Source organism: Xanthomonas pisi DSM 18956, from assembly GCF_001010415.1.
GTDB classification, from domain to species: Bacteria; Pseudomonadota; Gammaproteobacteria; order Xanthomonadales; family Xanthomonadaceae; genus Xanthomonas; species Xanthomonas pisi.
This window is the reverse complement of record NZ_JPLE01000330.1, coordinates 1-479: the sequence shown is the minus strand read 5'-3', so window position 1 is coordinate 479 and position 479 is coordinate 1. Positions and strand designations below refer to the sequence as shown.

Here is a 479-nt window from a genome sequence, read left to right as displayed (position 1 = left end):
CAGGTCAGCCATCTTGGTATGCACGTGACTGCCGCTGAACTTGCTGAATGGCGTCAGTTCTTTAACGAAGAAGGTATTCAGGTTGCACAGGAAGTCGTAACTGACTCTCACACCAACCCAAACATTGCTGGTAAGCGTCGTTACAACTATGTGATCTTTGATACGCGTGAAATCATTGGTGTCGACCTTAAGTTCATCGTGCGTTTGAATCAAGACGGTCCTCCGTACACTGCATAACGAATCTTGAATCTGTGGCCGTCCTAATGGGCGGCCTTTTTGTAGGAGGCTAATGTGTTATTTCTCCCTTATGACTTCGAAACAACCGGATTAACCGTGCACCCGAAAGCGCCGCTTGGGATGCAGCCGCGCCCTATTGAATTTGCAGGCCTGTTGACGGACGGAAAAGAGATTCTTGAAACGTTCGAGTTCATAATCAATCCTGAAATTGTGATTGAAGAAATCATCACAAAGATTACCGG

Annotated in this window: 2 protein-coding genes; both read left to right on the top strand. The window is 46.8% G+C overall.

Going from position 1 to position 479, the window contains the following annotated elements; all coding sequences use genetic code 11:
* Positions 1 to 237 (top strand): RNA-binding protein (locus Y887_RS20610; RefSeq protein WP_211257045.1); only part of this gene is annotated, 237 nt, incomplete at its 5' end.
* A gap of 54 nt (positions 238 to 291) precedes the next feature.
* On the top strand, positions 292 to 479 hold a 188-nt coding region (locus Y887_RS19930), incomplete at its 3' end, for an exonuclease domain-containing protein (RefSeq protein WP_211257044.1).